Annotated in this window: 22 protein-coding genes; 21 read left to right on the top strand and 1 reads right to left on the bottom strand. The window is 50.5% G+C overall.

From position 1 onward, the window contains the following. Positions 1 to 8 precede the first annotated feature (8 nt). The 21 genes from glgB (at position 9) to DHL47_RS01955 (ending at position 21,209) form a co-directional block, all read left to right on the top strand. Positions 9 to 1,919 (top strand): 1,4-alpha-glucan branching protein GlgB, encoded by a 1,911-nt coding sequence (glgB, locus tag DHL47_RS02055; RefSeq protein ID WP_128836892.1) that lies wholly within the window; start codon positions 9 to 11, stop codon positions 1,917 to 1,919. 3 nt (positions 1,920 to 1,922) lie between these two features. Further along, entirely contained in the window at positions 1,923 to 3,065 is a 1,143-nt protein-coding gene (locus DHL47_RS02050) for a glucose-1-phosphate adenylyltransferase (protein ID WP_209550731.1), read from the top strand. Further along, entirely contained in the window at positions 3,055 to 4,194 is a 1,140-nt protein-coding gene (gene glgD, locus DHL47_RS02045) for a glucose-1-phosphate adenylyltransferase subunit GlgD (RefSeq protein WP_209550730.1), read from the top strand. Before DHL47_RS02050 ends, glgD begins: the two co-directional genes overlap by 11 nt. Next, positions 4,191 to 5,621 (top strand): glycogen synthase GlgA, encoded by a 1,431-nt coding sequence (glgA, locus tag DHL47_RS02040; RefSeq protein ID WP_128836889.1) that lies wholly within the window; start codon positions 4,191 to 4,193, stop codon positions 5,619 to 5,621. The genes glgD and glgA overlap by 4 nt, the downstream gene beginning before the upstream one ends. A gap of 153 nt (positions 5,622 to 5,774) precedes the next feature. Beyond that, on the top strand, positions 5,775 to 8,171 hold the full coding sequence (locus DHL47_RS02035) for a glycogen/starch/alpha-glucan phosphorylase (protein ID WP_128836888.1): 2,397 nt from the start codon (positions 5,775 to 5,777) through the stop codon (positions 8,169 to 8,171). 217 nt (positions 8,172 to 8,388) lie between these two features. After that, positions 8,389 to 8,589: a F0F1 ATP synthase subunit C gene (locus DHL47_RS02030; protein ID WP_128836887.1), complete on the top strand. Its 201-nt coding sequence runs from the start codon at positions 8,389 to 8,391 to the stop codon at positions 8,587 to 8,589. A 99-nt stretch (positions 8,590 to 8,688) separates the two neighbouring features. Further along, positions 8,689 to 9,402: a F0F1 ATP synthase subunit A gene (gene atpB / locus DHL47_RS02025; protein WP_209550729.1), complete on the top strand. Its 714-nt coding sequence runs from the start codon at positions 8,689 to 8,691 to the stop codon at positions 9,400 to 9,402. A gap of 17 nt (positions 9,403 to 9,419) precedes the next feature. Next, positions 9,420 to 9,914: a F0F1 ATP synthase subunit B gene (gene atpF / locus DHL47_RS02020; protein ID WP_128836885.1), complete on the top strand. Its 495-nt coding sequence runs from the start codon at positions 9,420 to 9,422 to the stop codon at positions 9,912 to 9,914. Next, a complete protein-coding gene (locus tag DHL47_RS02015; protein WP_128836884.1) occupies positions 9,914 to 10,450 on the top strand; it encodes a F0F1 ATP synthase subunit delta in 537 nt (178 codons plus the stop codon). Before atpF ends, DHL47_RS02015 begins: the two co-directional genes overlap by 1 nt. A gap of 15 nt (positions 10,451 to 10,465) precedes the next feature. Beyond that, positions 10,466 to 11,971, top strand: coding sequence for a F0F1 ATP synthase subunit alpha (gene atpA, locus DHL47_RS02010; RefSeq protein ID WP_209550728.1), 1,506 nt, complete (start codon positions 10,466 to 10,468; stop codon positions 11,969 to 11,971). A 15-nt stretch (positions 11,972 to 11,986) separates the two neighbouring features. Then, positions 11,987 to 12,868 (top strand): F0F1 ATP synthase subunit gamma, encoded by an 882-nt coding sequence (locus DHL47_RS02005; protein WP_128836883.1) that lies wholly within the window; start codon positions 11,987 to 11,989, stop codon positions 12,866 to 12,868. A 37-nt stretch (positions 12,869 to 12,905) separates the two neighbouring features. After that, positions 12,906 to 14,312, top strand: a complete 1,407-nt coding sequence (gene atpD / locus DHL47_RS02000; protein WP_209550727.1) for a F0F1 ATP synthase subunit beta — start codon at positions 12,906 to 12,908, stop codon at positions 14,310 to 14,312. A 10-nt stretch (positions 14,313 to 14,322) separates the two neighbouring features. Continuing rightward, positions 14,323 to 14,742, top strand: coding sequence for a F0F1 ATP synthase subunit epsilon (locus DHL47_RS01995; RefSeq protein WP_128836882.1), 420 nt, complete (start codon positions 14,323 to 14,325; stop codon positions 14,740 to 14,742). A 95-nt stretch (positions 14,743 to 14,837) separates the two neighbouring features. Continuing rightward, complete coding sequence (locus DHL47_RS01990; RefSeq protein ID WP_209550726.1) at positions 14,838 to 15,068, top strand: DUF1146 family protein; 231 nt, start codon at positions 14,838 to 14,840, stop codon at positions 15,066 to 15,068. A gap of 67 nt (positions 15,069 to 15,135) precedes the next feature. After that, complete coding sequence (gene murA / locus DHL47_RS01985) at positions 15,136 to 16,416, top strand: UDP-N-acetylglucosamine 1-carboxyvinyltransferase (RefSeq protein ID WP_128836880.1); 1,281 nt, start codon at positions 15,136 to 15,138, stop codon at positions 16,414 to 16,416. Continuing rightward, a complete protein-coding gene (locus DHL47_RS01980; RefSeq protein ID WP_128836879.1) occupies positions 16,409 to 16,591 on the top strand; it encodes a DNA-directed RNA polymerase subunit beta in 183 nt (60 codons plus the stop codon). The genes murA and DHL47_RS01980 overlap by 8 nt, the downstream gene beginning before the upstream one ends. Before the next feature lie 99 nt (positions 16,592 to 16,690). Further along, positions 16,691 to 17,548 carry a DNA/RNA non-specific endonuclease gene (locus DHL47_RS01975; protein ID WP_209550725.1) on the top strand — a complete coding sequence of 286 codons (858 nt, stop codon included), beginning with the start codon at positions 16,691 to 16,693 and terminating at the stop codon, positions 17,546 to 17,548. 176 nt (positions 17,549 to 17,724) lie between these two features. Beyond that, positions 17,725 to 18,444 (top strand): matrixin family metalloprotease, encoded by a 720-nt coding sequence (locus tag DHL47_RS01970; protein ID WP_128836877.1) that lies wholly within the window; start codon positions 17,725 to 17,727, stop codon positions 18,442 to 18,444. A 4-nt stretch (positions 18,445 to 18,448) separates the two neighbouring features. Beyond that, on the top strand, positions 18,449 to 18,814 hold the full coding sequence (locus DHL47_RS01965; RefSeq protein ID WP_128836876.1) for a hypothetical protein: 366 nt from the start codon (positions 18,449 to 18,451) through the stop codon (positions 18,812 to 18,814). 84 nt (positions 18,815 to 18,898) lie between these two features. After that, a complete protein-coding gene (locus DHL47_RS01960; protein ID WP_209550778.1) occupies positions 18,899 to 20,806 on the top strand; it encodes an ABC-F family ATP-binding cassette domain-containing protein in 1,908 nt (635 codons plus the stop codon). A gap of 46 nt (positions 20,807 to 20,852) precedes the next feature. Continuing rightward, the gene (locus DHL47_RS01955) at positions 20,853 to 21,209 is read left to right on the top strand and encodes a hypothetical protein (protein ID WP_209550724.1); all 357 of its coding nucleotides are present in this window, start codon (positions 20,853 to 20,855) and stop codon (positions 21,207 to 21,209) included. A gap of 107 nt (positions 21,210 to 21,316) precedes the next feature. Here the strand turns inward: DHL47_RS01955 and DHL47_RS01950 are convergent, their stop codons facing one another. Next, positions 21,317 to 22,558, bottom strand: coding sequence for an aminopeptidase (locus DHL47_RS01950; protein WP_209550723.1), 1,242 nt, complete (start codon positions 22,556 to 22,558; stop codon positions 21,317 to 21,319). Between the last annotated feature and the right edge of the window lie 29 nt (positions 22,559 to 22,587).

Genomic DNA, 22,587 nt, shown 5'->3' with positions numbered 1-22,587 from the left:
GTGATTGCATGGATAAAAACGAAGCATTAAGAACCTTTACAACGGGTGAAAACTTTCATCTGCAGCATTATCTGGGGGCGCATCAGGAGGTAGTGGACGGCCGGTCCGGCTATACCTTCCGTGTCTGGGCGCCTAATGCTCAGAATGTTCACTTAATCGGAGATTTCACCGGCTGGTATGAGCATCAGATTCCCATGACCCGCAATGAAGCCGGTGTCTGGGAGGTCTTTACCGAACTGCCCAAGGAAGGAGACATTTACAAATACAATATCAAACGCAGCAGCGGTCAGGAGATTCTCAAGCTGGATCCGCTGGCTGTCTATCTGGAAGAGCGGCCGGGCACCGGAGCAGTCATCCGCACCATTCCTGAAAAGAAATGGAAGGACGGTCTCTGGCTGGCCCGCAGAAAGCGCTGGGGCTTCTTTTCCCGGCCGGTCTCTATCTATGAAGTCCATGCCGGGTCTTGGAAACGCAATGAAGACGGCAGCCCCTACACTTTTGCACAGCTGAAAGAGGAGCTGATTCCCTATCTGGTAGAGATGAATTACACCCATGTGGAGTTCATGCCGCTCATGGCGCATCCGCTGGGACTCAGCTGGGGCTATCAGCTCATGGGCTACTTTGCTTTTGAGCATACTTACGGCACGCCGGAGGAGTTTCAGGACTTTGTTGAAGAATGCCACTTGAACAATATCGGGGTCATTGTGGACTGGGTTCCGGGGCATTTTACCATCAATGACGATGCCTTGGCCTACTACGACGGGACACCGACCTTTGAATACCAGGACCATGACCGGGCTCATAACTACGGCTGGGGTGCGCTCAATTTTGATTTGGGCAAGAATCAGGTTCAGTCCTTCCTGATTTCCAGCATTAAATTTTGGATTGATTTTTACCATCTGGACGGTATCCGCGTGGATGCTGTCAGCAATATGCTCTATCTGGACTATGACAGCGGTCCTTGGCAGCCCAATAAAGACGGAGGCAACCGCAACTATGAGGGCTATTACTTCCTGCAGCGGCTCAATACCGTCATCAAGCTGGCCCATCCGGATGTGATGATGATTGCTGAAGAAAGCTCTTCGGGAACCAAGATTACCGGCATGAAGGAGCTGGGCGGTCTGGGCTTTGACTACAAGTGGAATATGGGCTGGATGAATGATATTCTCCGCTTCTATGAGGAAGATCCGATTTACCGCAAGTATGATTTTAATCTGGTGACTTTCAGCTTCATGTATGCTTTCTCGGAAAATTTCCTGCTGCCCTTCTCCCATGATGAGGTGGTCCACGGCAAGAAGAGTCTCATGCACAAGATGTGGGGCGACCGCTACAATCAGTTTGCAGGTCTGCGCAACCTCTACACGTATCAGATCTGCCATCCGGGCAAGAAGCTGCTCTTTATGGGCTCTGAGTTTGGCCAATTCTTAGAATGGAAATCCGAAGAACAGCTGGAATGGTCCAATCTGGATGACCGGCTCAACAAGCAGATGCAGGGCTTTACCTCCGCTCTCAATGCTTTCTACAAGGAAAACCGTCCTCTCTGGGAAATTGACTTAAGCTATGAAGGCATTGAAATCATCGATGCCGATAATACAGACCAGAGTGTCCTCTCCTTTATCAGAAAGACGGCTAAGGGAGAAATGTTAATTTGTGTCTTCAATATGGCGCCGGTAGAGCGGAAGAACTTTACCATTGGTGTTCCTGTGGCGGCCATTTATGAAGAAGTATGGAACACCGAACTAGAAGAATGGGGAGGTGTTTGGAAGGAACATAATGCAACCGTTCAGTCCCAAGAAGGACTTTGGAAAGATTATCCGCAGACCTTGACCTTTACGCTGCCGGCTCTGGGGGCAAGTATCTGGAAGGTTAAGCGTCGCGTGAAAACCACTCAAGCTAATAAAAAATCCACAAAGGAGTAGGATATGAAGAATGAAATGCTAGCTTTAATCCTTGCCGGAGGGCAGGGGACTCGTCTTGGAAAGCTCACACAGAGTATTGCAAAACCGGCAGTACAGTTTGGCGGCCGCTATCGGATTATTGATTTTGCCCTGTCAAACTGCGCCAACTCCGGCATTCACAATGTCGGTGTCATCACTCAGTACCAGCCACTGGCTCTGAACAGCCATATCGGCAATGGTTCCAGCTGGGGGCTGGACGGTATCAACTCAGGCGTATCCATTCTTCAGCCTTATTCAGCCAGTGAAGGAAACCGCTGGTTTGAAGGGACCAGCCATGCTATTTTTCAAAATATTGACTATATCGACAGCATCAATCCCGAGTATGTCCTGATTCTGTCTGGAGACCATATCTACAAGATGGACTATGATGACATGCTTCAGTCCCATAAGGACAATAATGCCAGTCTGACCGTGGCCGTTCTGGATGTACCGCTCAAAGAAGCCAGCCGTTTTGGCATCATGAATACAGATGCCAACAACCGGATTGTTGAATTTGAAGAAAAACCGGCAGAGCCGAAGTCTACCAAGGCATCCATGGGGATTTACATCTTTGACTGGCAGCGCCTGCGCAATATGCTGGTGGCTGCTGAAAAGAGCAGTGTGGACATGTCAGACTTTGGTAAAAATGTCATTCCAAATTATCTGGAATCCGGCGAAAGCGTCTATGCTTATGAGTTTGCCGGCTACTGGAAAGATGTGGGGACAGTGGAATCCCTCTGGGAAGCCAATATGGAATATATCGACCCCAACAACGCTCTGGACAGCCGCAACCGCCGCTGGAAGATCTACTCCCGCAATCTGATTTCCCCGCCTAACTTCTTGGGCGAACATGCCCATGTGGAAGACTCGCTGGTCGTTGACGGATGCTTTGTGGATGGGACTGTCAAGCACTCTATCCTCTCTACTGGAGCTCAGGTCAGAAAGGACGCTGTCATTGAAGACTCCGTGATTATGAGCGGGGCTGTCATCGGCCAGGGTGCTAAGATTAAGCGGGCCATTGTCGGCGAAGGTGCCATCATTTCTGAAGGTGTCGAGATTGATGGAACGGATGAAGTGCATGTTATCGGATACAACGAGAAAGTGGGGGTACCAACAGATGAAGATTGATAAATATTCAGCGATTTTAGGAAATACAGTCGGCTTTCATGATATGTCAAGCCTGACAAATCACCGTCCCGTAGCCAGTCTGCCTTTTGGGGGGAAATACCGTCTGATTGACTTCCCGCTTTCCAGTCTGGCCAATGCTGGTATCCGCAGCGTATTTGGTATTTTCCAGCAGGACAATATCAGCTCTGTCTTTGACCATATCCGCTCCGGCCGCGAATGGGGCCTGTCTACCCTGCTCAGCCACTATTATCTGGGGATTTACAATACCCGTGTAGAAAGCTCTACGGTGGGGGACGAATACTATGACCAGCTCCTGACCTATCTCAGACGCTCCGGCTCCAATCAGACCGTTGCCCTCAACTGCGATGTGCTGATTAACATTGATCTGAACCAGGTCTTCCATCTGCACAATACGACAGAGCAGCCGATTACGGTGGTCTATAAGAAATTGCACAAAGAAAATATTTCAGATGTGAATTCTATCTTGGAAATTGATGAATCAGACCATGTCAAGAGCCACAAGCTCTTTGATCCCAAGTCTGACGGCGAGCTCTTTAATATGTCGACAGATATTTTTGTAGCCGACACTCCTTGGCTGATTGAAAGACTGGAAGAGGAAGCTCAGAAGGAACATCCGCAGAAACTGCGCTATGTGCTGCGTGATTTGGCGGCTCAGGAAGGCGCTTTTGCCTATGAATACACAGGCTATCTGGCCAATATCTACTCTGTCGAGTCCTACTATCAGGCCAATAAAGACATGCTGGAGAGTCAAAAATTCTACTCCCTCTTTACCCCTAACCAAAAGATTTACACCAAGGTGAAAAATGAGGAACCGACCTATTATGCTCCGTCTTCAAAAGTGTCGCGTTCACAGTTCGCTTCAGGAAGCATTGTCAGAGGACAGGTGTTTAATTCCGTTGTTTCGCGGAATACCGATATTTCCGAAGGCAGCAGTGTCAAGGACAGCATTCTCTTTCCGCGTGTCAAAGTCGGCAAAAACGCTGTAGTAGAGTATGCCATCGTGGACAAGAGCGTTGAGATTGCTGAGGGAGTGGTCATTCGCGGAACGGCTGAACATCCGGTTGTTGTCAGGAAGGGCGAGAAGGTTACAGAGGATATCATCTCATGAAAATTTTATTTGCAGCAGCAGAAGGCGCCCCTTTTTCTAAAACGGGCGGTTTGGGAGACGTGATTGGCGCTCTCCCCAAATCGCTGGTGAAAGCTGGACATGAAGTCGGTGTCGTTCTGCCTTACTATGATGCGACAGAAGCTAAATTTGGCGATCAGGCTGAAGATCTCTTCTCTTTTGAGGTCAGTGTCGGCTGGCGCCGGCAGTATGTCGGAGTCAAGCGGATTGTATTGGATGGTGTGCAGTTTTACTTTATTGATAACCAGCACTATTTCTTCCGCGGCCATATTTACGGTGATTTTGATGACGGCGAACGCTTTGCTTATTTCCAGCTGGCAGCAGTGGAGCTGATGGAGCGGATTGACTTTGTTCCGGATATTCTCCATGTTCATGATTACCATACGGCCATGATTCCTTTCCTGGTCAAGGAAAAATACCACTGGATTCAGGCTTATCAGGGGATTCGGACGGTGCTGACTATCCACAATCTGGAATTTCAGGGCCAGTTTCCTGACAGCATGCTGTGGGAGCTCTTTGGCGTCGGCTATGAGCGGTATGCGGACGGTACGCTGCGCTGGAATGACTGCCTCAACTGGATGAAGGCCGGTATTCTCTATGCGGATCGGGTAACGACGGTGTCACCGAGCTATGCCCATGAAATCCGCACGCCGGAATTCGGCTGCCAGCTGGATCAGGTCCTGCGCATGGAGTCTGGAAAGCTGGTCGGCATTGTCAATGGGATTGATACGGATATCTATAATCCGGAAACAGACAAACTGCTGGCGCATCACTTTGACAAAAATGATTTATCTGGTAAACTAGAAAATAAGCGTGCTCTGCAAGAGAGAGTGGGACTGCCTGTCCGCGATGATGTACCGGTCGTAGGGATTGTTTCCCGTCTGACCCGTCAGAAAGGCTTTGATCTGGTAGTGGAAGAACTGCATAACCTCCTGCAGGAAGATGTGCAGATCATTCTTCTGGGGACCGGAGACCCGGCTTTTGAACAGGCCTTTGCTTGGTTTGGCCAGGCTTATCCTGAAAAGCTGTCCGCCAATATTCTCTTTGACGTGACGCTGGCGCAGGAAATCTATGCTGCCAGTGACATCTTCCTCATGCCGAGCCGCTTTGAGCCCTGCGGTCTGTCTCAGATGATGGCCATGCGCTACGGCACCCTGCCGCTGGTCCATGAAGTGGGCGGCCTGCGTGATACTGTAGAGCCTTTCAATGTCTATACTGGACAGGGGACAGGCTTTAGCTTCAATAACTTTTCCGGCTACTGGCTGAGATGGACTTTCAAGGAAGCCCTCAATCTCTATGTTCATGACAAGGAAGCCTGGCATGCCTTGCAGGAACAGGCCATGGAAAGAGACTTTTCATGGGATACAGCCAGTCAGGCCTATAGTGACTTGTACCAGTCACTTTTGTAACATTCACTTTGGAATCATATGTATAAAATCCTCTCTTATTGCAGCAATAAGAGAGGATTTCCGCGAAAAAAGCATTTTTATATATTATTATACTGTTTTTTGCCGGCGGCAGAACTGATTCCCTCATTTTAGAAAGGGAGATGTCCATTCACAATGGAACTTACAAAAGAACAATTTATCCGTGATTTTAAAGATACACTGCACGAACGACAGTTAATCAAAGTGGCAGATGCGACTTCTGCTGAGCTGTTTCAGGCCTTGGCCAGCACCGTGCGCAAGTATATTACCCCCCTCTGGCTGGACCGCCGCAATAAATTGGTTGAGCACCAGCAGAAAACGGCTTATTACTTTTCAATCGAATTTCTGCCCGGCCGCATGCTGGAAACCAACCTGCTCAATCTGGGCATTCTGGATACAGTGAAAGAAGGCTTTGCGGAGCTGGGAGTTGATTTTGCCGATGTCAAAAATGCCGAGCATGATATGGCTCTGGGAAATGGCGGTCTGGGCCGTCTGGCCGCAGCCTTTATGGATTCGCTGGCAACGACCGGCTATCCCGGTTTTGGGAATGGCATTCGCTACCGCTACGGTCTGTTCAAACAAAGGATTGTAGACGGCTATCAGGTTGAGATTCCGGATGACTGGTTTGGCAGTCTGGGCAATGTCTGGGAAACCCGCAAGGACCATGATATTGTCGATGTGAAGCTCTTCGGAAATGTCTATCTGCGGGCCAATGAGGAAGGACGGATCGTGCCGGTTTATGAAAATTCCCGGACCCTGCGTGCGGTGCCTTATGATGTGCCGCAAATCGGCTTTGGCAACGACAATGTCAACAATCTCCGCCTCTGGGATGTTGAAATCCCTGAGGAGTACGAACTGGACTATCCAACCATTGAAGCCCGCCGCCGGGTACAGGATATTACAGCCATCCTTTATCCGGATGATTCCAGCTATGAAGGAAAAGAACTGCGCCTGATTCAGGAATACTTCATGACCAGTGCCGGCCTGCAGACCATCATCCAGTCCTATCTCAAGCAGGGGCTGCCGCTGGAAAAGATTCATGACAAGGTTTCTGTCCATATCAATGACACCCACCCGGCCGTTGCTCCGGCTGAATTTATGCGCCTGCTCTTGGATGTTTACGGTCTGGAATGGGCCGATGCCTGGGAGGCGACCGTCAAAACCATGAGCTACACCAACCACACCATTCTCTCCGAAGCCTTGGAAAAATGGGATGCGGAGCTCTTCAAGAATGTCCTGCCGCGGGTTTACCAGATTATCCTTGAGATTGACAACCGCTATGTGGCAGAAATGGCCCAGCGCGGCATTGAGCCGGAAGTCATCGAAAATACGCGGATTGTCAAGGACAATCAGATCCACATGGCGCACTTGGCCATTATCGGCGGCCATTCGGTCAATGGGGTGGCCAAACTCCATACCGAGCTGCTCAAAGAGGATACCCTGCGTGATTTCTATCAAATCTATCCTGAAAAGTTCAACAACAAGACCAACGGCATTATCCAGCGCCGCTGGCTGCAGATTGCAGACGAGCCGCTGTCGGATGCCATCGATCAGCTCATCGGCAAGGACTGGCGAAGTGACATTCACCAACTGCGCCGTCTCTTGGACTACAAGGATGACAAGCAGGTCTTGGCTGATTTCTATCGGGTTAAGCAGGAGGCCAAGGCCCGTCTGGCTGACTTTATCAAGGAGTCGACAGGAGTGGAAGTCTCCACAGAAGCGATCTTTGATGTGCAGGTCAAGCGCCTTCATGCCTATAAGCGGCAGCTCCTCAATCTCCTTCACATCATCAAGCTTTACTGGGATTTGAAGGACAATCCGGACAAGGATATGGTTCCCCGCGTCTTTATCTTCGGTGCCAAGGCTGCACCGGGCTATCATTTTGCCAAATCGGTCATCAAGCTTATCAATGAAGTGGCCAATCTGGTCAATCAGGACGAGAGTCTCCAAGGCAAGCTTAAGGTGGTCTTTCTGGAAAATTACCGGGTCAGTCTGGCTGAGCTCATTATCCCAGCGGCCGATGTGTCTGAGCAGATTTCTCTGGCTTCTAAGGAGGCTTCCGGCACTTCCAATATGAAGTTCATGATGACCGGTGCTATTACTCTGGCGACGCTGGATGGTGCCAATATCGAAATCAAGGACGAAGTCGGCGATGACAATATCGTTATCTTTGGTATGGATAAGGATGCAGTCTATGAGCACTATGCGCGCCACGATTACTATTCACGCGGTCTGTATGAAAGCAATCCGCTTATCCGCCGGGTGGTGGATACCTTTGTCAACGGCACCATTCCAAATGTCCGGGAGGAAGGCTCTGAAATCTATGAAGCCCTGATTACCCACAATGATGAGTACTTCCTGCTGGAGGACTTTGAAGCTTATGTCCAAGCACAGGAAAAGATTGACCGTCTTTACCGCGACAAAGAAAAGTGGGCCCGCATGAGTCTGGTCAATATCGCAACATCCGATAAGTTTACATCTGATGATACCATTGAGCAGTATGCCAAGGAAATTTGGAATCTGGAAAAGTAGAAGGACTAAGAGGAGGACTGGGCTGAGCTGGTCCTCCTGCTTTTGCTGCTCTGTTTATACTTTTTTGTTTTTAGTCAGGAAAGGTCAGCGGCATCTCTTTTTTTCCTGAAGGAAAAGTCGAAATAAAATCGCTTACATTGTCTAAAAACATTTGACAAATGGTCTTTTTAGGACTAAACTAAGTAAGTAAATTTTAAAACATAAAGGAGAATTCATCATGAATTTATCATTTTTGGGACTTTGTTTTGCCTGCTTTGGTGTTTCCATTGCTGAAGGTCTGCTGATGAGTAATTTGTTCAAAGCTGCTTCCCGCCAGCCGGAAATCATCGGTCAGCTGAGAAGTCTTTTAATCTTGGGGATTGCCTTTATTGAAGGTACTTTCTTTGTAACGCTGGCAATGGCCTTCTTTATCAAATAATCAGATACTGATGTGTGAAGCGAGGTACGCACCAGCATCTTCAGCAGATGCGAAGACGGACTGTACCTGGCTTCAGAAATAAAAGGAGGTGTCGTTTATTTGGAAGAGAGTAAAAATCCAACGATTCATCTAGGTCCTGTAACCTTTGATTTGACCCTGCTTGCCATGTCTTTGCTGACGGTGCTGCTTGTTTTTGCCCTGGTTTACTGGGCCAGCCGCAAAATGAAGCTCAAACCGACAGGAAAGCAGAATGCGCTTGAGTATCTCTATGATTTTGTCATTGATTTCACCAAGGGCAATATCGGCCAGCATTATATGAAGAATTATTCACTCTTTTTATTCTCCTTATTTCTGTTTGTGCTGGTGGCTAATAATCTGGGCCTGATGGTCAAATTACAGACGACCAATGGCTTCAATCTGTGGACATCGCCGACTGCCAATCTGGCCTATGACTTGGGCTTTGCAGTGATGATTACGCTGATTTGCCATGTGGAAGGGATCCGACGCCGCGGCATTAAGGGCTATCTGAAAGGCTTTATCACTCCGGGCATCATGACTCCCATGAATATTCTGGAAGAATTTACCAATTTGGCCTCTTTGGCTCTGCGGCTCTACGGAAATATCTTTGCCGGGGAAGTGCTGGCTGGCATGCTGGTCACTCTGTCCCAGCAAGCTATCTTTACTTATCCGCTGGCTTTTGTCATGAATATGGTATGGACTGCCTTCTCAATCTTTATTTCATGCATTCAGGCCTATGTATTTACCATGCTGACCTCCATGTATCTGGGAAAGAAGATTAACGGCGAAGAATAGAAAGGGAAGAAAATAGAATGAATATTACATTAGGTGAAGTGCTTGGAAATTTCATCCTTGTTGCCGGTTCCTTTCTTCTTTTGATTGTTCTCATCAAGAAGTTTGCCTGGGGCAATATCACCAGTATGCTGGACCAGAGGGCCCAGAAGATTGCCGATGATATTGACGGTGCGGAAACTGCCCGCAAGAAGGCGGAGAAGCTGGCTCAGGAAAGGGAAGAAGCGCTGGCAGGCAGCCGGGCGGAAGCCGCTTCCATCATCGAAACAGCCAAAGAAACAGCTGAGAAAAACAAGGCCGGGATTTTGGCAGATGCAGCAGCAGAAGCGGGACGCCTGAAAGAAAAGGCCAATCAGGAGATTGCACAGAGCAAGGCTGACGCTCTTCAGAGCATTAAGGGCGATGTGGCTGACTTAACCGTCAGTCTGGCCGGCAAGATTTTGAGCCAGGAATTGGACAAAGAAGCTCAGAGCGAACTGATTGACCGCTATATCGAACAGTTAGGAGATGCCTAATGGACAAAAAGCAGTATGCACTGGTTGAAAAATATGCCTTGCCTTTTGTTCAGGTCGTCTTTGAAAAGGGTCAGCAAGAAGATGTTTTTGAGAAATTGAGTCAGATAAAGGCTGTTTTCGAAGAGACAGGCCTTGCTGACTTTTTAGCACATATCGGAGTTGACAGCAGCGAGAAAGAAAAGAGCCTGCGGCTTTTTCAGAAGTCTGGCTCCGAGCTGATTGACAATCTGATCGAGGTGGTCATTCTCAATCATCGGGAAGGCCTCTTCTATGCTATCCTGCTGGAAGTGCAGCAGCGGATTGAGAAAATCAGCCATGTCTTTGAAGTAACGGTCAAGTCTGTTCAGCCCCTGACGGACAGCCAGAAGGCAAAGCTCCGCCCGATGATTGAGCAGAAAATGGGCCTCAAGGTCCGCTCGATTCGGCAGGAGCTGGACAGCAGCCTGATTGGCGGCTTTGTCATCTCTGCGGACAACAAGATGATTGATGCCAGCATCAGAAGTCAACTACAAGTCATAAAAGAAAATTTGAAATAGAAAGTGGTGTGAATTTTGGCGATTAACGCACAAGAAATCAGCGCTTTAATTAAGCAACAAATTGAAAATTTCCAGCCAAATTTTGACGTCACAGAAACAGGGATCGTCACTTATATTGGTGATGGGATTGCGCGTGCCCACGGTCTGGACAATGCCATGAGCGGGGAGCTCTTGATTTTTGAGAACGGCTCCTACGGGATGGCGCAGAATCTGGAGTCAACAGATGTCGGGATCATCATTCTGGGTGATTTTACAGATATTCGTGAAGGGGACAGCATCCGCCGCACAGGCAAGATTATGGAAGTTCCGGTCGGAGATGCTCTGATTGGCCGCGTTGTGGATCCGCTGGGCCGTCCGGTTGACGGTCTGGGAGAGATTGCGACGGACAAGACCCGTCCGGTAGAAACACCGGCTCCGGGTGTCATGCAGCGGAAGTCTGTATCGGAGCCTTTGCAGACCGGTCTGAAGGCCATTGACGCCCTGGTGCCAATCGGCCGCGGTCAGCGGGAGCTGATTATCGGAGACCGTCAGACAGGGAAGACGACCATTGCCATTGATACCATCCTGAACCAGAAGGGGCAGGATATGATTTGTATCTATGTGGCCATCGGACAGAAAGAGTCAACGGTGCGGACGCAGGTAGAGACTCTCCGTCAGTACGGTGCGCTGGATTACACCATTGTGGTGACAGCCTCTGCTTCCCAGCCTTCGCCCCTGCTCTACTTGGCACCTTATGCCGGAGTAGCCATGGCTGAGGAATTCATGTATCAGGGCAAGCATGTCCTCATTGTCTATGATGATCTGTCCAAGCAGGCTGTTGCCTACCGCGAGCTGTCGCTCTTGCTGCGCCGGCCGCCGGGACGGGAAGCCTTTCCGGGGGATGTATTCTACCTGCACAGCCGTCTCTTGGAGCGCTCGGCTAAGGTATCCGATGAACTGGGCGGCGGTTCTATCACGGCTCTGCCCTTTATCGAGACACAGGCCGGTGACATTTCAGCTTATATCGCGACCAATGTCATTTCCATTACAGACGGCCAGATCTTTTTGAGCGACAGCCTCTTCAATGCCGGTATCCGTCCGGCTATTGATGCCGGCTCTTCTGTATCGCGGGTCGGCGGTTCTGCACAGATCAAGGCCATGAAGAAGGTCGCAGGAACCCTGCGGATTGATTTGGCATCCTATCGGGAGCTGGAAGCCTTTACCAAGTTTGGCAGTGATTTGGATGCTGCGACCCAGGCCAAGCTCAACCGCGGCCGCCGGACAGTGGAAGTGCTGAAACAGCCCATCCATGAGCCGCTGCCGGTTGAAAAACAAGTGGTCATCCTCTATGCTTTGACTCATGGTTTTTTGGACAGCGTGCCGGTCGACAATATCCTGCGCTTTGAAGCGGAGCTCTTTGATTACTTTGATGCCCACCAAGCAGGGATTTATGAAACCATTCGCACCACCAAGGACCTCCCCAGCGAGGAAGTCCTGGATGCCGCTATTACTGAATTTATCAATCAGTCTAGCTTTAAATAAGAATAGAGGTGGCAGATGGCAGTTTCATTAAATGATATTAAAAATAAGATTGCATCCACAAAAAACACCAGTCAAATCACCAATGCCATGCAGATGGTATCAGCGGCTAAGCTGGGAAAATCTGAAGAAGCAGCCAAGAACTTTCAAATCTATGCCCAAAAAGTTCGGAAGCTTCTGACGGATCTGCTGCATGGGCATGAAAATGAGAATGTCAAGCATCACCCGATGCTGATCAGCCGGCCGGTCAAAAAATCAGGCTATATCGTCATCACCTCAGACCGCGGTCTGGTCGGCGGCTATAATGCCACCATTCTCAAAGCTCTTTTGGAGCTGAAAGCAGAGTATCACCCGGACGGCAAGGACTTTGAGGTCATCTGTATCGGCGGTGTCGGGGCGGATTTTTTCCGGGCCCGCGGCGTTCAGCCAGTCTATGAACTGCGGGGCTTGGCCGACCAGCCGAGTTTCGATGAAGTCCGCAAAATCATCAACAAGGCTATTGAAATGTATGAGAATGAGCTCTTTGATGAGCTCTATGTCTGCTACAACCACCATGTCAACAGCCTGACCAGCCAGATGCGGGTCGAGCAGATGCTGCCCATCATTGATCTGGATCCCAATGAAGCAGATGAGGATTATATCTTAAATCTGGAATTGGAATCCAGCCGGGAAGCCATCTTGGATCAGCTCCTGCCTCAGTTTGCTGAGAGCATGATTTACGGAGCGATTATCGATGCCAAGACAGCTGAAAACGCGGCCGGCATGACGGCCATGCAGACCGCGACGGACAATGCCAAGAAGGTCATCAGTGATTTGACCATTCAGTACAATCGTGCCAGACAGGCAGCGATTACCCAGGAAATTACTGAAATTGTGGGGGGTGCAAGTGCCCTGGAATAGGCCGCAAATCAATTAGAAATTAAACGAGGGAAAAAACATGAGCTCAGGCAAAATTGCTCAGGTCATTGGACCGGTTGTAGACGTGGCGTTTGCGGCCGGAGATAAGCTACCTGAGATAAATAATGCACTTGTAGTCTATAAAAATGATGAGAAAAAATCGAAAATCGTCCTTGAAGTAGCTCTTGAGCTTGGTGACGGAGTAGTGCGGACCATCGCTATGGAATCTACCGACGGCCTGACACGGGGCTTAGAGGTCCTGGACACAGGACGGCCGATTTCTGTGCCGGTCGGCCAGAAAACGCTGGGCCGTGTCTTTAATGTCTTGGGCGACACCATTGATTTGGAGGCTCCTTTTGCAGAAGATGCTCTGCGGGAGCCAATTCACAAAAAAGCACCGACTTTTGATGAATTGTCTACGTCATCAGAAATTCTGGAAACCGGCATCAAGGTCATTGACCTGCTGGCTCCCTATCTGAAAGGCGGGAAGGTCGGTCTCTTTGGCGGTGCCGGAGTTGGAAAAACCGTGCTGATTCAGGAGCTGATTCACAATATTGCTCAGGAACACGGCGGCATCTCCGTCTTTACCGGTGTCGGCGAGCGGACCCGCGAGGGGAACGACCTCTACTGGGAAATGAAAGAATCCGGCGTTATCGAAAAGACAGCCATGGTCTTTGGCCAGATGAATGAGCCGCCGGGTGCTCGGATGCGGGTTGCCCTGACCGGTCTGACCATTGCCGAATATTTCCGCGATGTGGAAGGTCAGGATGTGCTGCTCTTTATTGACAATATCTTCCGCTTTACTCAGGCAGGTTCTGAGGTTTCAGCCCTCTTAGGCCGCATGCCGTCAGCTGTTGGCTACCAGCCGACGCTGGCAACGGAAATGGGCCAGCTGCAGGAGCGGATCACATCGACCAAGAAGGGCTCTGTAACCTCCATTCAGGCTATTTATGTACCGGCTGATGACTATACGGATCCGGCTCCGGCTACGGCTTTTGCCCATCTGGACTCCACGACCAATTTGGAGCGGAAACTGGTGCAGCTGGGAATTTATCCAGCTGTTGATCCGCTGGCTTCCAGCTCCCGTGCCCTGTCTCCCAACATCGTTGGTGAAGAGCACTATGCTGTAGCAGCAGAAGTCAAACGAGTGCTGCAGCGCTATCATGAGCTGCAGGACATCATTGCCATCCTTGGTATGGATGAACTGTCTGATGAGGAAAAGACTCTGGTTGCGCGTGCGCGCCGGATTCAGTTCTTCCTGTCACAGAATTTCCACGTGGCCGAGCAGTTCACCGGCCAGCCCGGGTCTTATGTGCCGGTGGCTGAGACCGTTCGCGGTTTCAAGGAGATTCTGGACGGCAAGCATGACAAGCTTCCAGAAGATGCCTTCCGCGGCGTCGGCTCTATCGAAGACGTGATTGCCAAGGCAGAGAAAATGGGATTTTAAGAGGTGAATCATGGCTCAAATGACAGTACAAATCGTGACGCCGGACGGTCTGATTTATGACCACCATGCTGCATTTGTTTCCGTAAAGACCATTGACGGTGAGCTGGGGATTCTGCCCCGCCACATCAATACCATTGCTGTTTTAGAAGTGGATCAGGTCAAGGTACGCCGGGTAGATGACGACAAGCACATCGACTGGATTGCTGTCAACGGCGGCATCATTGAAATCGCCGATAATGTCATTACCATCGTGGCCGATTCGGCTGAGCGCGAGCGGGATATTGACATCAGCCGTGCGGAAAGGGCCAAACTCCGTGCTGAGCGTGAAATCGAAGAAGCACATGACAAGCATCTGATCGATCAGGAACGCCGGGCCAAGATTGCCTTGCAGCGGGCCATCAACCGCATCAATGTCGGGACAAGAATATAATCAAAATGAGAGCGGGACATCCGTTCTCATTTTTTGATGAAGCGGACGATTTTTCTGAGAGACCTCAGCTTCGGTCTTGTGGTATAATAAAAACTATGATAGAAATTATATTTCAATTAGGCAGTCATCTGCTCTTCATCTTTTTTGCTTTTCATCTGCTGTCAACCGTGGTTGACTGGGAACGATTTCTAAAGGTCAATGCGGATAATGCCATCAAAATTCGCTTTCTGATCCTGCTGCTCAGCATTGCCCTGGGTTATCTGGTCAGTCACTTCTTTATCGGCATTTATGATATGAGCCGTTCGATTTTCAATGGCGGTTTATAAGGCCATATTTTCGATTTTATGGTATGATAGTATGGATGATTTTAAAAATTTAGTGTAAGGAATCGGTATGGAAAAAATTATTATTCAAGGCGGGGACAATCGTCTGGTCGGAACAGTTCAGATTGAGGGGGCAAAGAATGCCGTCCTCCCCTTGCTGGCAGCCACTGTCTTGGCCAGTGAAGGAAAGACCGTTTTAAGCAATGTTCCGGTCCTGTCGGATGTCTTTACCATGAACAATGTGGTGCGTGGACTCAATACGCAGGTGGACTTTGACCAAGCAGCCAATACAGTAGTGGTCGATGCCACGCAGCCTCTGACCGAAGAAGCCCCCTATAAATATGTCAGCAAAATGCGGGCTTCTATCGTGGTTCTGGGACCTGTTTTGGCCCGCAACGGTCATGCTAAAGTATCCATGCCGGGAGGCTGCACGATTGGCAGCCGGCCGATTGACCTGCATTTGAAAGGTTTGGAGGCCATGGGAGCTGAGATTACCCAGACTGCCGGCTATATCGAAGCTAAGGCAGAGCGGCTCAAAGGGGCACATATTTACATGGACTTCCCCAGCGTCGGTGCAACCCAGAATATCATGATGGCAGCCACCTTGGCTGCTGGCACAACGGTCATTGAAAATGCTGCCCGGGAGCCTGAAATCGTCGATCTGGCTCTGCTCCTGAACAAAATGGGAGCCAAGGTCAGAGGAGCCGGGACGGAAACCTTGACCATCCTTGGAGTGGAGAAGCTGCGGGGAACGGAGCACAATGTGGTGCAGGACCGTATCGAAGCCGGGACCTTTATGGTGGCAGCTGCCATGACCGGCGGCGACTTGCTGATCGAGGATGCCATCTGGGAGCACAACCGCCCGCTGCTGTCCAAGATGCAGGAGATGGGGGTGGAAGTAAGGGAGGAAGATGCCGGCATCCGGATTCGCTCTGACGTGTCTAAGCTCAGACCGGTTTCGGTCAAAACCCTCCCTTATCCAGGCTTTCCGACCGATATGCAGGCGCAGTTTACAGCGCTGATGGCCATGGCCAAGGGTGAATCTACCATGGTTGAGACTGTCTTTGAAAACCGTTTCCAGCATTTGGAAGAAATGCGCCGTATGGGCCTGCATTCCGATATTATGCGGGACACGGCCCGGATTTGGGGCGGCGGCAGCCTGCAGGGAGCCGAAGTCATGTCGACAGACCTGCGGGCCAGCGCAACCCTGATTCTCATGGGATTGGTGGCTGAGGGAGAAACCAAGGTCAGCAAGCTGGTTCATTTGGACCGCGGTTATTATCAATTCCATGAAAAATTGGCCGCCTTGGGAGCCAAGGTAAAACGCGTAAAGGAAGAGGACGATGAGTGAGAATGTAAAATACTTGGGCAGGCAGATAGGCATTGTCCTGCTGGTCCTGCTGCTGGCAGCTGTCATCTTTGCAGTCGGCCTGATGATTGGCTACGGGGTGATTGGCAGCGGCAAGGGCTCCATCCTGTCAGCCGATACCTGGCAGGAGATACTCAGGAAGTTTACCGGAGAGTGAGCTTTTGCAGCTGGATAGCTGACTGCTTCGCCGGCCTAAGGAGAGAGTGGGAGTCCGTCCCATCGCATTTCGACACAGTTTGAGTATCATAAGGAAATCATGACAAGAAGAAAGAAAAGCCAAAAAACAGCAGCCCGCTCCCTTCAGGGACTGGTTGGTTTACTGCTTGCTTTAGCCCTGGCTCTGGGCGGCTATTACTTGGGCAATGAAAAACAGCCTTCACCATCCTCACAGACGGCGGTCCGTCAGCAGGGGCAGGATGAAAGCACTCCCAGTCAGGCCCTGTCTGAGAGCGTTTTGACAGATGCTGTCCGAGCCCAGCTCAAAGGCAGCGTCGAATGGAACGGCGCCGGCGCCTTTGTCGTGAATGGCAATCAGACAAACTTAGATGCCAGCGTGGCCAGTGTGCCCTATGCGGACAATCAGACCAAGATTGTCCAGGGACAAACTGTGCCGACAGCAGCCAATGCCCTGCTGGCCAAGTCCACACGGCAGTATAAGAAGCGGGAAGAGACGGGGAATGGCAGCACTTCCTGGGTCCCGGCCGGCTGGCACCAGCTTAAAAATCTTCCCGGTGAGTACAATCATGCCGTAGACCGCGGCCATCTATTGGCCTATTCGCTGGCCGGCGGTCTGAAAGGGTTCGATGCCTCGACCAGCAATCCGGCCAATATCGCTGTGCAGACGGCTTGGTCCAACCAGGCCAACGAAGCTGACTCGACTGGTCAGAATTACTTTGAGACAAAAATCCGTAAGGCTCTGGACAAGAACAAGCGGGTCCGCTACCGGGTGACCTTGATTTATGCTAGGGAAACCGATTTAGTACCGGTTGGGTCACATTTAGAGGCCAAATCCAGCGACGGCAGTCTGGAATTCAATGTCTTTATTCCCAATGTGCAAAAGGGGATTCGTCTGGACTACAGCAGTGGCAGGGCCAGTCTGGATAGAGGTTCCTGATTTTATAGTCAAAAATGGCTTTGCAAAGATTATTCATTAGAATGAAAAGAAATGGTTGCAGATCTGTAGTCATTTTCTTTTATAGTAATAAATAAAAAGAAGGCTGATTTTTCAGTTTTCTTTAAGCAAGCAGCGGTATAATCAGTCTTCTCTACAATCTAGTAAAGGAGGTTGCTATGAGACTTATTTTTAACAGCATTCGTTTTCTGCTGCGTCTGGTTTGGCGCGTGCTTTGGGGACTGGTCTGGTCTTTTGCCCTCAGTTTCCTCATCATTGTCGGCATCTTTTATTTCACGACGTCGACGGAAAGCGGAAGTGCCGGTCTATCTCAGGCTGTTCAGACAGCCGTTGTCCGAGTGGGCCAGTTTTTGGACCATCAGGGCATTGCAACAGGACTTCATACCAATGTTGAGACGCAGACGGATCAGCTGACAGACGAGCATACAACAACAGGGGCTCGCTGGGATCAGGCTGAGGCTGCCATTTATATTGATACGGATAATGAGACCTTCCGTTCTGCCTATCAGGATGCCATTGGCTCTTGGAATCAGACAGGCGCCTTTACTTTTCACATTGTCACCGATAAGGACAAGGCGGATATTATTGCTACCGAAATGAATGACGGCAGTGTCAGTGCTGCTGGTGAAGCGGAATCACAGACCAATCTGCTGACCAATCGTTTTACCAATGTGACCGTCCGGCTCAATGGCTATTACCTTCTGAATAATCGCTATGGTTATTCCTATGAGCGGATTGTCAATACGGCCGAGCATGAGCTGGGCCATGCGATTGGATTAGATCATAATGAGGAGGATTCAGTGATGCAGTCGGCTGGCTCATTCTACAGTATTCAGCCTGCAGATATCCAAGCTGTAAAAGACTTGTATCAAACGTAAGCCTATGTTAAAAGCTATTTTTTATTTCATCAGACGCTTTCCTGAGCAGGTTTTCCTATTTGTCTTTAATTCAGGTATCTTTGCTTGGCTCTGGAAAAGCGGCAACGATATTGCCAATCAGCTGGGAGTGACAGCGGCCTGGGAAAATCATGTGCCTGCTCCCATTCAGACTTTTTTCGGACAGAATATCCGAGCCGTTCAGGGATTTTTCCATAACTCAGCCTTTATGTGGCTGGTCGGTTCCATGATTATCCTGATTGTGATTCGGCTGGTCAAGGGCGTCATTAAGTTTGTCCTTTTGCTGATTTTGATCTTGCTGGGAATTTACCTCATTAAGCAAAATCAGTCTATTCTCAATAGTTTTATGTAAAGAAAGATAGAAAGGCAGTCAGATTTGGCTGCCTTTTTAGCTGGAGGCATAGCAGCCGGCCGTCAAATCTGCTATAATGGTTTTATGATTATTTTACAAGCAAGCAAGATTGAGCGCTCTTTTGCAGGGGAGCTGCTCTTTGACAATATCAGCCTGCAGGTGGACGAGGGCGACCGGATTGCTCTGGTGGGAAAGAACGGCGCCGGCAAGTCCACTCTTTTGAAGATGCTGGTGGGCGAGGAAGAGCCCAGCTCCGGCCAGATTCATAAAAAACGGGACCTGTCCCTGTCCTATCTGGCTCAGGACAGCCGTTTTGAGTCGGAAAATACCATATATGCTGAGATGCTGCTGGTCTTTGAGGAACTGCGCCAGCAGGAGCAGCGGCTGCGGCAGATGGAGCTGCAGATGGGGGAGTTGGCTGGTGACCAGCTGGACAGTCTGATGAGCCAGTATGACCAGCTGTCCGAGGATTTTCGCCAGAAGGGCGGCTTCAGCTATGAGGCGGACATAAAGGCCATTCTCAATGGCTTCAAATTTGACGAAACCATGTGGGGGATGAAAATATCCGAGCTGTCGGGCGGGCAGAATACCCGGCTGGCTCTGGCCAAGATGCTCTTGGAAAAGCCCGAGCTGCTGGTGCTGGATGAGCCGACCAACCACCTAGACATCGAAACCATCGCCTGGCTGGAAAATTACCTGGTCAACTACCGGGGCGCCCTGATCATCGTCAGCCATGACCGCTACTTTCTGGACAAGGTGGCGACCGTTACGCTGGACCTGACCCGGCATGCGCTGGACCGCTATGTGGGCAATTACTCCAGCTTTGTGGTCCAAAAAGAGCAGAAGCTGGCGACTGAGGCCAAGAACTATGAAAAGCAGCAGAAGGAAATCGCAGCGCTGGAAGACTTTGTCAGCCGCAATCTGGTCCGGGCTTCGACGACCAAGCGGGCCCAATCCCGCCGTAAGCAGCTGGAAAAGATGGAGCGCTTGGACAAGCCGGAAACCGGGGGCCGCTCGGCCAATATGACCTTCCAGTCGGCCAAGGTCTCCGGCAATGTCGTTCTGACCTTGGAAGATGCTGCCATTGGCTATGAGGGACAGGTCCTGTCTGAACCGGTCAATCTGGATCTTCGCAAGCTCAGTGCAACGGCCATCGTCGGCCCCAACGGCATTGGCAAAACGACTCTGGTCAAGTCTCTGATTGGCCAAGTGCCCTTTATCAGAGGCAGGGAGCAGCTGGGAGCCAATGTGGAGCTGGGCTACTATGACCAGACCCAGAGCAAGCTGACCCCGAACAATACGGTCCTGGACGAGCTCTGGAACGACTTCAAGCTGACACCGGAAGTGGAGATTCGCAATCGGCTGGGCGCCTTTCTCTTCTCGGGTGACGATGTCAAAAAGTCCGTCGGCATGCTGTCGGGTGGAGAGCGGGCGCGTCTGCTCCTGGCCAAGCTGTCTATGGAAAACAACAACTTTCTCATTCTGGATGAGCCGACCAACCATTTGGACATTGACAGCAAGGAGGTCTTGGAGAATGCCCTGATTGACTTTGACGGCACCCTGCTCTTTGTCAGCCACGACCGTTACTTTATCAACCGGGTGGCTACTCAGATCATCGAGCTGTCCGAGACCGGCTCCACCCTCTATCTGGGTGACTATGACTACTATCTGGAGAAAAAGGCCGAGCAGGAAGCCTTGGCAGCGGCTGAGGCTGAGCAACATCAGCCGGCCCAAGCAGCAGCTCCAGCCCCGGCCAGCGACTACCAGCAGCAAAAGGAAAACCAGAAAGAGGCTCGCAAAATCGCCCGCCGTATCGAGCAGCTGGAAGCCCAGATCGAAGACCTGGACCAGCAGATAGCCCAGCTGACTCAAAGCATGCAGGCCACGAATGAAGCCAGTGAGCTAATCAAACTACAGGCTGAACTGGACGACCTGACCGCCGCCCAGGAAACCGCCATGCAGGAGTGGGAAGAATTGGCGGAGAGGGTGTAGGGTTTTTATGGACAGTCAGTCCGCTTGCTTTTGAAAGGAGCTGCTTATGACGACAGAAAATGATTGGTTTATGCGGCAGATCAAGAGGGCGGCCAATATGTTTGATTCGGCATTGCGTCTGAAGATTCGTCACTTGGATCTGGGGCAGTTTGAAGACGAGGAAAGCCGGCAGCTGGATGGAGCTGACTTTTTTCAAGAACTGCTGGAAAGCGAGCGCTTTGAGGAGGCTGCTGATTTCGTTCAGGCTCAGATGAAGCGCCTGCCCTTTCCTCAATATGAGATGCTGGCCGATCATTTCCTGCTCTATCTGGCCAGTCTGGATGCGTCTGTCAAGGACCGTCATGGCTTTGATGAGGCTTATTTGCAGGAGCTGGAAAAGCAGCTGAAAGAGTTTAAGTGGTGAGCAGATGGACAATTTAGGACCTGTTTTTCGGGATTTTCGGCTGAATGGCCACTGCTTGCTAAAATAAAACTTTAAAAAACTAGGCCTCACCTAGTTTTTTGTATTGTTTAAATAGCCCAATCGCCCTTGCGAAAGATGGGCACACGTCTGCCGTCTGCCTGAATGCCGTCAATGTCCAGCTGGTCGGAGCCAATCATAAAGTCTAGGTGGACAGCGGATTGGTTGAGGCCGGCCGCTTTTTGCTCTTCTGCAGACAAGTGCTCACCGCCGACAACGCTGATAGGATAGGCTGCCCCGATGGCCAGATGGCAGGAGGCATTTTCGTCAAAAAGAGTATTGAAGAAGGTCAGGCCGGACTGGGAGATGGGAGTTTTATCTGGGACGAGGGCGACTTCCCCCAGATACTGGGCCCCGTCATCTTGCGCAATCACCTCCTTGAGCAGCTGCAGACCCTTGTCTGCATGAATCTCGATGATCTGGCCGTCTTTAAAGGTCAGCTTCATGCCTTCAATCATCTGCCCCATGTAGCTGAGGGGCTTGGTGCTGGTCACATAGCCGTCTGCGCTGCGAAAGTCAGGTGCCGAATAAATCTCCTCAGTCGGCATATTGGCGATGCAATAATCCCCGTTTTCCATAGCCCCTCCGACAAAATCCCAGCGGTGATTCTGAGGCATGCTGAGGGTCAGGTCCGTTCCCGGCGCCTGATAATGCAGGGCAGCAAACTGGGCTTGGTTGAGGACTTGGGCCTTCTTTGTCAATGTTTCCCTATGGGCCAGCCAGGCAGCGGTCGGGTCCTCCTCATAGACCTTGCTGGCCTTAAAAATCTGATCCCAGAGCAGGTCCGTCGCTTCTTCCTCGTCCTTGGCTTGGGGAAATACTTTCTCAGCCCAGGCTTGGCCGGCTGCAGCGGCCATAGTCCAGCAGATTTTCTTAGACTGGGCGGCGGCCATGAGGGGCTGGGAGATCTTGGCAGTAGTCTGGACAAATTTTGCCAGCCGATTTGCTGGGATATTCATGAGAGCGTCAGGATTGGAGGACAGGATATGGAGATAGCTGACCTTTTGGTCCAAGAAGTAGTCCATTTCAGCCAGCTTATAGTCTGGCACACTTTCCAAGCGCTCCGGCCAAGTGTGCAGGAGCTGTTGCTGCTGGACTGGCTCATCTGTCCACTGGACGATCACTTCTTGTGCATCTGCGGCATAGGCTTCTTTGACAATCAAGCGGGCCAAGGCAGCCTGCTCAACATCAATATTTAGGAGGACGGTTTGGCCCGGCTGAACATTGATGCCGTTGGTCACCAAAATCTTGGCGTATTTTGCTAGGTTTTCTTGAAAATTTGCTAGAATCATGTTATTTTTTTCCTTTCTTGATAAAGCAG

It is taken from the genome of Streptococcus panodentis (assembly GCF_017884005.1).
Lineage (GTDB): Bacteria > Bacillota > Bacilli > Lactobacillales > Streptococcaceae > Streptococcus > Streptococcus panodentis.
The sequence above is the reverse complement of the archived record's forward strand: the minus strand, read 5'-3'. Positions and strand labels throughout refer to the sequence as shown.

Excerpts from the sequence above, each read along its gene's own strand:
- glgB (WP_128836892.1), top strand. The coding sequence starts at position 9 with ATGGATAAAAACGAAGCATTAAGAACCTTTACAACGGGTGAAAACTTT.
- DHL47_RS02050 (WP_209550731.1), top strand. The coding sequence starts at position 1,923 with ATGAAGAATGAAATGCTAGCTTTAATCCTTGCCGGAGGGCAGGGGACT.
- glgD (WP_209550730.1), top strand. The coding sequence starts at position 3,055 with ATGAAGATTGATAAATATTCAGCGATTTTAGGAAATACAGTCGGCTTT.
- glgA (WP_128836889.1), top strand. The coding sequence starts at position 4,191 with ATGAAAATTTTATTTGCAGCAGCAGAAGGCGCCCCTTTTTCTAAAACG.
- DHL47_RS02035 (WP_128836888.1), top strand. The coding sequence starts at position 5,775 with ATGGAACTTACAAAAGAACAATTTATCCGTGATTTTAAAGATACACTG.
- DHL47_RS02030 (WP_128836887.1), top strand. The coding sequence starts at position 8,389 with ATGAATTTATCATTTTTGGGACTTTGTTTTGCCTGCTTTGGTGTTTCC.
- atpF (WP_128836885.1), top strand. The coding sequence starts at position 9,420 with ATGAATATTACATTAGGTGAAGTGCTTGGAAATTTCATCCTTGTTGCC.
- DHL47_RS02015 (WP_128836884.1), top strand. The coding sequence starts at position 9,914 with ATGGACAAAAAGCAGTATGCACTGGTTGAAAAATATGCCTTGCCTTTT.
- DHL47_RS02005 (WP_128836883.1), top strand. The coding sequence starts at position 11,987 with ATGGCAGTTTCATTAAATGATATTAAAAATAAGATTGCATCCACAAAA.
- atpD (WP_209550727.1), top strand. The coding sequence starts at position 12,906 with ATGAGCTCAGGCAAAATTGCTCAGGTCATTGGACCGGTTGTAGACGTG.
- DHL47_RS01995 (WP_128836882.1), top strand. The coding sequence starts at position 14,323 with ATGGCTCAAATGACAGTACAAATCGTGACGCCGGACGGTCTGATTTAT.
- DHL47_RS01990 (WP_209550726.1), top strand. The coding sequence starts at position 14,838 with ATGATAGAAATTATATTTCAATTAGGCAGTCATCTGCTCTTCATCTTT.
- murA (WP_128836880.1), top strand. The coding sequence starts at position 15,136 with ATGGAAAAAATTATTATTCAAGGCGGGGACAATCGTCTGGTCGGAACA.
- DHL47_RS01980 (WP_128836879.1), top strand. The coding sequence starts at position 16,409 with ATGAGTGAGAATGTAAAATACTTGGGCAGGCAGATAGGCATTGTCCTG.
- DHL47_RS01975 (WP_209550725.1), top strand. The coding sequence starts at position 16,691 with ATGACAAGAAGAAAGAAAAGCCAAAAAACAGCAGCCCGCTCCCTTCAG.
- DHL47_RS01970 (WP_128836877.1), top strand. The coding sequence starts at position 17,725 with ATGAGACTTATTTTTAACAGCATTCGTTTTCTGCTGCGTCTGGTTTGG.
- DHL47_RS01965 (WP_128836876.1), top strand. The coding sequence starts at position 18,449 with ATGTTAAAAGCTATTTTTTATTTCATCAGACGCTTTCCTGAGCAGGTT.
- DHL47_RS01960 (WP_209550778.1), top strand. The coding sequence starts at position 18,899 with ATGATTATTTTACAAGCAAGCAAGATTGAGCGCTCTTTTGCAGGGGAG.
- DHL47_RS01955 (WP_209550724.1), top strand. The coding sequence starts at position 20,853 with ATGACGACAGAAAATGATTGGTTTATGCGGCAGATCAAGAGGGCGGCC.
- DHL47_RS01950 (WP_209550723.1), bottom strand. The coding sequence starts at position 22,558 with ATGATTCTAGCAAATTTTCAAGAAAACCTAGCAAAATACGCCAAGATT.